Source organism: Cryobacterium sp. TMT4-10 (assembly GCF_004403275.1).
Classification (GTDB): Bacteria; Actinomycetota; Actinomycetes; order Actinomycetales; family Microbacteriaceae; genus Cryobacterium; species Cryobacterium shii.
Map to the genome: position 1 here is coordinate 1 of NZ_SOGU01000031.1, position 6,084 is coordinate 6,084.

Sequence of the window (6,084 nt, forward strand, 5' to 3'; positions counted from 1 at the left end):
CGGGCGCGGGCCGCGGCGGGCGCTCGGAGGCGGCGGCGCGGCCGGGCGCGGCTAGGCGGCGGCGAATTCCGCGAGCACCGCGGCCAGCTGCTCGACGGCCCAGTCGATGTCGGCCTCGGAGACCACGATCGGCGGGGCCAGGCGGATGGTGAAGCCGTGGGTGTCCTTCGCGAGCACGCCGCGGGCCAGGAGGGCCTCGCAGACCGCCCGGCCGGACGCCACCGTCGGGTCGATGTCGATCCCGGCCCAGAGGCCCGCGCCGCGCACGGCGACGACGCCCCGGCCGATCAGGGCGCTCAGCCCGTCGTGCAGTCGGGTGCCGAGAACGCGGGCGCGCTCCTGGTATTCGCCGGTGGCCAGCATCTTCACCACGGCGAGGCCGACGGCCGCGGCCAGGGGGTTGCCGCCGAAGGTCGAGCCGTGCTCGCCAGGGCGGAGCACGCCGAGGACGTCCGCGTTGCCGACCACCGCCGAAACGGGAACGATGCCGCCGCCGAGCGCCTTGCCCAGCAGGTACAGGTCCGGCACGACCCCGACCAGATCGCAGGCGAAGGTCGCGCCCGTACGGCCGAGGCCGGACTGGATCTCGTCGGCGATGAACAGCACGTTATGGCGGGTCGTGATCTCGCGCACGGCGGGCAGGTAGCCCGCCGGCGGCACGACGATGCCGGCCTCGCCCTGGATCGGCTCGAGCAACACGGCGACCGTGTTCTGGTCGATCGCGGCCTCGAGGACCGCGGCGTCCCCGTAGGGAACCGTGCGGAACCCGGGCGTGAACGGGCCGAAGTCCTTGCGGGCGGACTCGTCGTCGGAGAAGCTGATGATCGTGGTCGTGCGGCCGTGGAAGTTCTCGCCGGCCACGATGATGTTGGCCAGCCCGTCGGCGACGCCCTTCACCCGGTAGCCCCAGGCGCGGGCTACCTTGATGCCGGACTCGACCGCTTCGGCGCCCGTGTTCATCGGGAGGACCATGTCCTTGCCGGAGAGCTCGGCGAGCGCTGTCACGAACGGGCCGAGCTGGTCGTTGTGGAAGGCGCGGCTGGTGAGCGTGATGCGGCCGAGCTGGGCGCGGGCGGCTTCCAGCAGAACCGGGTTGGAGTGGCCGAAGTTGACCGCGGAGTAGGCGGCCAGGCAGTCCAGGTAGCGGCGACCGTCGACATCCGTCACCCAGGCGCCGTCCCCGGAGGCGACGACGACGGGCAGCGGGTGGTAGTTGTGGGCCGCGTGCTCGTTCTCGAGCGCGATGTAGGACGCCTGATCGAGGGCGGCCGTGGTCTGGGCTGTCGTGGTCTGGGCTGTCGTGGTCTGGGCGGCCGCGGTCTGGTCGATCATCGGCGCAGCTCCAGCGTGCAGCACTTCACTCCGCCGCCGCCGAGGAGCAGCTCGGACAGGTCGACGCCGATCGGGTTGTAGCCGCGGGCGCGCAGCTGGCGCTCGAAGTCTTTCGCGCGGGCGGCGATGACGACGTTGTAGCCGTCGGAGTAGGAGTTGAGGCCGAGGATGGCCGCGTCTTCCTCGGTGACGATGATGGCATCCGGGTAGCGCTCGCGCAGGATGACGAGGCTCGGCTCGTCGAATGCGCTCGGCAGGTAGGCGATGTTCGTGTCGTCGAGCACGGCGATGGCGGTATCGAGGTGGTAGAAGCTCGGGTTGATCAGGTTAAGCGTGATCACCGGACGGCCGTAGATGGCCGACACCTCTTCGTGGCTGTTCGAGGCGCTGCGGAAGCCGGTGCCGGCAAGGATCGCGTCGCCCACGAGCAGGAAGTCGCCCTCCCCCTCGTTGATCTCGACCGGGACGCGCACGTCGAAGCCGCTCTCGCGGAACCAGTCCATGTAGGCCGGGCCTTCCGGCTGGCGCTCCGGATAGGTGAAAGCCGCGCCGTACGCGATGTTGTCGACGACGAAGCCGCCGTTGGCCGCGTAGACCATGTCCGGCAGCCCGTCGATCGGGTCAATCAGGTGCACGTCGAAACCGAGTCCGACGTAGGTGTCGTACAGGGTCTGCCACTGCGCGACGGCCAGGGCAGTGTCGGTCGGGATGGCCGGGTCCATCCACGGGTTGATGCGGTACACGACGGTGAAGTAGTCGGGCTTGCACATCAGGATGGTGCGCCTGACCGGTATGCGCTCGGGGCGGGCCGAAGCGATGCTCTCGTCCGGGTTCGGGACGGTGAGACCCGGGACCGTGAGGTCGGGGGCGGCGAAATCAAGGGACGTGAGATTGGTCGACATGGGGACTCCTTCTGCTGCACTCCGCCGGCTTCGGGCGAGGTCGGAATGCGGGGGTGGATGGCGGACCAGGTCACTCACGAGAGCCCTGCCGGAGCCGAACGGATCCGGGCAGGGACGCCGTTCCTAGTTTCACACAGCATGAATCGGTATGTCACGCGAATCTGCGCTCGAAATGCGCGTGGTTTCCGCGCTCGACGCATGTTTTCGCCGTAGACTCTCGGAATGGACAATCTAGACCGCGGCATTCTCGACCTTCTTCGCCAGAATGCCCGCGCGGGCTACGGGGATATCGGCGGGGTCGTCGGCCTGTCGGCGTCGGCGGTCAAACGGCGGGTCGACAAGCTCGTGGCCGACCGGGTCATCCGCGGCTTCACGATCCAGGTGGACCCGGCCATCGACGGCATGAGCACCGAGGCCTACGTCGAACTGTTCTGCCGCGGCACCGTGGCGCCCGAGGAACTGCTGCGCATCCTCTCCGGCGTGCCCGAGGTCGTCGATGCCGGCACCGTCACCGGCAGCGCCGACGCGATCGTGCACATCCGGGCGCGGGACATCTCCGGCCTCGAGGCGGCCCTGGAGAAGGTGCGCCTGGCGCCGAACGTGGACCACACCCGCAGCGCGATCGTGCTCTCCCGCCTGATCCACCGCGCCGCGGAGTAGCGGCAGCGGAGCCGGCGCGCCGGAGTAGGGCCGGCGGCATCCGTCGCCCCTTTCGCTCGAGCGCGACCCCCGCGACACTGGAGCCGTGGCCTCACCGAAGAACGCCCAGGCTCCAAGCAAGATCGGACCGGCCGGCGCCGAGCGCATCAGCGCTGCGGCTTACGGCCTACTCGTGGCCGCCAGCACGCTGATCGGGCTCGGCGACAGCGCCGCGTCGACGATCATCATCGTGGTCCTGATCACGAACCTCGTGTATTACGCGACGCACGTTTTCGCCTACTCGATCGGGGATCAGACGGCCGGGTGGGGCAGCATCCGCCACCATCTGCGGGTCAGCGCACCGATGATATCCGCCGCATTCGCTCCGCTGCTGGCGGTGCTCGTGGTGCTCTTCTTCGGCGGCGACACGAGGACCGCGACCCTGGTCAAGATGATCACGGCCAGCGTGCTGCTGAGCGTGGTGGCGGTGTCGGGGGTGCGGCTCCGCGGCATCCGTGGCTGGCCGTTGGCCCTCGTCGCGGTGGGAACCGTGCTGCTCGCCGGGTTCCTGATCCTCGCCAAGTTCCTGGTGCTGCATTAGCGGCCCGCGGACCGGGCGCTGCTGCGAGGCGGCGGGTCAGACCGGGGCGGTGAGGGGGCGCTGCCGCACGGGCGCAAGCAGGTGGATCAGCGCGACGGCGGCGATGGAACCGGCGCAAAGGATGCCGGCGAGCACGATGATCTGGAAGCGACCGGCCTCGAGCGGCGAGGCCCCGCCGAAGATGGCGCCGACGAAGGCACCGGGCAGGGTGACCAGGCCGGTGGTCTTCGTCTGGTCGGTCGAGGGGATCAGCGCGAAGTAGACGGCGCGGCGGGCCAGCTCGCGGGTCGCCTGCCGGGGCGTGGCGCCGAGGGCCAGCCAGCCCTCCACCTCGTCCCAGCGCTCGGTCACCGCCTCGCCGAAGCGGCGGCCGGAGAGCGTGGCGATCGACATGGCGTTGCCGATGATGATGCCGCCGAAGGACAGCACGTAACGCGGCGTCGACTCGAGCGCGCCGGTGCCGAACACGACCAGGAGGGAGGCGAGCACGCCCAGGCCCATCGCGGCGGCCACCCAGGCGAAGTGCTGCCGGCTGGCGCCGATGCGCCGCGTGACCGTGCCGACCGCGGCGGTGAACATGACGACGAGGCCCACGCCGACCCAGAGCGGATCGGAGATGATGCCGCTGAGCACCAGGCTGATCGCGGCCAGCTGCAGGGCTCCGCGCAGCACGGCGAGCGCCGGCGCGAACGGATGCGACACCCGGTAGGTCCAGAGCACGAGCGTGACGATCAGGATGAGCAACAGCACGCCGGCCAGGCTCGGCAGCAGTGCCGCCAGCTGGGCGGGCAGGTCGCGGGGCCAGGTCACGTGACGAGCCTACCGAGCCGGTGTGCCCGGAGTGGCCGGCCGCGCGCATCCGTTCGGTTCGCGAGTGCGGGTGAATCGTCGGTTAGAGGACGCCAGAGCGACAATTCACCCGCACTCGCGGCGGAGAAGGGCACCGGGGGCACCGGTAGCGTGGGACGTAACGCACACGAAGGATGCCCGGCATGCAACTCGTCATCGACCCGCACTCCCCCACTCCGCCGTTCGAGCAGCTGCGGGGGCAGGTGATCGAGGGCGTGCGCACCGGCGCGCTGGCCCCGGGTGACAAGCTGCCCACCGTGCGCCGCCTCGCCGAAGACCTCGGCCTGGCCGCGAACACGGTCGCGCGCGCCTACCGGGAGCTGGAGCAGGACGAGGTGATCGAGACCCGCGGCCGGCTCGGCTCCTTCATCGCCGCGACCGGAGACGCCACGCACCAGCAGGCGCAGCGGGCCGCGGTCGCCTACGCCGAACGGATGCGCGCGCTCGGCCTGCCCCCGGAGGAGGCGCTGCAGATCGTGCGTGCGGCCCTCGGCATCCGTTCGTAGCGTCGGCGGCCTCGGCTGCTGCGTGCGCGGTGCGCGGCGTGCGCGGGTTTCGCGGCGTGCGCGGCTGCGGCTACCGCCCGTAGGCGGCGGCGAGGCGGCGGAAGCCCTCGTCCAGGCTCACCGCGGGCGCCCACCGCAGTTCGGCGCGGGTGCGGCGCTGGTCGAACCAGTGCGCGGTCGACAGCTGCTCGGCCAGGAACCGGGTCATCGGCGGCTCGTCGGCGCCCGAACGGATGCGCCAGGCCGCCTCGATCAGGGATCCCGCGCCGCGGGCGACTCCTGCCGGAACCCGCCAGGCCGGGGCCGGCACGCCCGCCGCCCGGCACATTCCGGCGAGCAGCTCGGCCACGGGGCGCGGCTCCCCGTTCGTGACCACGTAGGAGTGGCCGTGCACCGCGTCGGCCCGCTCGAGCGCGGCCGCGATGGCCGAGGCAGCGTTGTCCACATAGGTGGTGTCGATCAGGGCGGCGCCGTGGCCGAGCAGCGGCAGCCGGCCGCGGCGGGCCCGGTCGACGATGCGGGCGACGAGCTGCGTGTCGCCCGGGCCCCAGACCAGGTGCGGGCGCACCGCGACCACGTGCAGGCTCGCGGAGTCGGCGCCGAGCGCGAGCAGTTCGGCCTGGGCCTTGGTACGGGCGTAGTGCCCGCGGGCCCGGGACGGGTCGGCCGGGTCGGCGCCGCTGCCGACGATGGATGCGCCGGCGTGGGCCACCGAGGGCGACGACACGAAGACGAAGCGGGTGGCGCCGGCATCCGTGGCCGCGGCCAGCAGCGTGCGGGTGCCGCCCACATTCACGGCCTCGAAATCGGCCGGCCTGCCCGCGAGGGAGACCTTCGCGGCCAGGTGCACGACGGCGTCCATGCCGGCGGCGGCGCGGCCAACCTCGTCGGGGGCGGTGACCGAGCCGAGCACGTCGGCGACGCCGGGAACGCCCGACGCGCGGCGCTGGAACGTGCGCACCTCGTGCCCGGCAGCCGCGATCTCGGCCGCGACGGCGCGGCCGAGGAAGCCGCTCGCCCCGGTCACGAGGACCCTCACCGGGATGCTCGCGGGGGGCGCGGCGCGGGGTGGAGTGCGCCGGGACGTGCGGCGGAACCTGCGGGGTGACCTGCGGGGTGACCTGCGGGGTGACCTGCGGGGTGACCTGCGGGGTGACCTGCGGGGTGACCTGCGGGGTGACCTGCGGGGTGACCCGCGCTGCGCGCGTGCTGCGCCGTTGCGCGCGCGGCGGGCCACCCGCGCAGCGGCGCAGCA

At 72.2% G+C, this 6,084-nt stretch carries 8 protein-coding genes; 4 read left to right on the forward strand and 4 right to left on the reverse strand.

Translation table 11 applies throughout. The features are described 5' to 3' along the window. Window positions 1–51: 51 nt before the first annotated feature. Together rocD and ddaH are read right to left on the reverse strand one after the other, a co-directional pair. Complete coding sequence (gene rocD, locus E3T42_RS04570) at window positions 52–1,332, reverse strand: ornithine--oxo-acid transaminase (RefSeq protein WP_134402566.1); 1,281 nt, start codon at window positions 1,330–1,332, stop codon at window positions 52–54. Then, window positions 1,329–2,234 (reverse strand): dimethylargininase, encoded by a 906-nt coding sequence (gene ddaH / locus E3T42_RS04575; protein WP_134365957.1) that lies wholly within the window; start codon window positions 2,232–2,234, stop codon window positions 1,329–1,331. Before ddaH ends, rocD begins: the two co-directional genes overlap by 4 nt. Before the next feature lie 222 nt (window positions 2,235–2,456). Between ddaH and E3T42_RS04580 the strand changes: the two genes are divergently transcribed. Both E3T42_RS04580 and E3T42_RS04585 read left to right on the forward strand, forming a co-directional pair. Further along, window positions 2,457–2,894 (forward strand): Lrp/AsnC family transcriptional regulator, encoded by a 438-nt coding sequence (locus E3T42_RS04580; RefSeq protein WP_134365956.1) that lies wholly within the window; start codon window positions 2,457–2,459, stop codon window positions 2,892–2,894. An 85-nt stretch (window positions 2,895–2,979) separates the two neighbouring features. Beyond that, a complete protein-coding gene (locus E3T42_RS04585; RefSeq protein WP_134402567.1) occupies window positions 2,980–3,474 on the forward strand; it encodes a hypothetical protein in 495 nt (164 codons plus the stop codon). Window positions 3,475–3,510: 36 nt separating this feature from the next. Here E3T42_RS04585 and E3T42_RS04590 read toward each other — a convergent pair whose 3' ends face one another. Next, on the reverse strand, window positions 3,511–4,284 hold the full coding sequence (locus tag E3T42_RS04590) for an ABC transporter permease (RefSeq protein ID WP_241975834.1): 774 nt from the start codon (window positions 4,282–4,284) through the stop codon (window positions 3,511–3,513). 182 nt (window positions 4,285–4,466) lie between these two features. On the opposite strand from E3T42_RS04590, the gene E3T42_RS04595 reads away from it, so the two are divergent. Continuing rightward, on the forward strand, window positions 4,467–4,829 hold the full coding sequence (locus tag E3T42_RS04595; protein ID WP_134365954.1) for a GntR family transcriptional regulator: 363 nt from the start codon (window positions 4,467–4,469) through the stop codon (window positions 4,827–4,829). Between the two features lie 70 nt (window positions 4,830–4,899). On the opposite strand, the gene E3T42_RS04600 is transcribed toward E3T42_RS04595, so the two are convergent. After that, window positions 4,900–5,868: an NAD(P)-dependent oxidoreductase gene (locus E3T42_RS04600; RefSeq protein ID WP_134366004.1), complete on the reverse strand. Its 969-nt coding sequence runs from the start codon at window positions 5,866–5,868 to the stop codon at window positions 4,900–4,902. Window positions 5,869–5,872: 4 nt separating this feature from the next. Between E3T42_RS04600 and E3T42_RS17035 the strand changes: the two genes are divergently transcribed. Then, window positions 5,873–6,084 (forward strand): hypothetical protein (locus E3T42_RS17035; RefSeq protein WP_206750366.1); only part of this gene is annotated, 212 nt, incomplete at its 3' end.